This window comes from Neisseria sp. P0021.S007, assembly GCF_051956855.1.
This window is the reverse complement of the sequence record NZ_JBQCXA010001269.1, coordinates 1-507: the sequence shown is the minus strand read 5'-3', so window position 1 is coordinate 507 and position 507 is coordinate 1. Positions and strand designations below refer to the sequence as shown.

At 48.7% G+C, this 507-nt stretch carries 1 pseudogene; it reads right to left on the bottom strand.

What is annotated here, in order from left to right:
* A pseudogene (locus tag ACTHUR_RS18675) lies at positions 1-192 on the bottom strand (glucose-6-phosphate isomerase); the annotation flags it as partial.
* Between the last annotated feature and the right edge of the window lie 315 nt (positions 193-507).

Below are 507 nucleotides of genomic sequence, written 5' to 3'. Positions count from 1 at the left end.
GGTCAGCAGCGACATGGTTTCGTCGGTGATGCGGTTTTTGGAGTAATCCAGCGTCAGCCCGCCGACTTGCAGCCAGTAGCGTTCCGCACGCTGCGGGTCTTGCTCGAACATTTCGCGCATGTGTTGTTCTTTGGTTTCGTCAAAATGTATCCATAATTTTGACCAAGCCGGTAAGTCGTGAAGGTGTTTCATCGGATGCTCCTGAGGTTGGACGGTTTTGTGGGAAAAACGGCCGCGAGGTCGTCTGAAACGGGAACGGGTGGGTTTCCGTTTTTAGGGTTTGTGGCAAAGGCGGGGTGTCTGCCGTTATTTTTTCTAGTGGATTAAATTTAAACCAGTACGGCGTTGCCTCGCCTTAGCTCAAAGAGAACGATTCTCTAAGGTGCTGAAGCACCAAGTGAATCGGTTCCGTACTATTTGTACTGTCTGCGGCTTCGTCGCCTTGTCCTGATTTAAATTTAATCCACTATAATAATGAGGTTTTTGAGTTGTACTAACAAGAGGTCG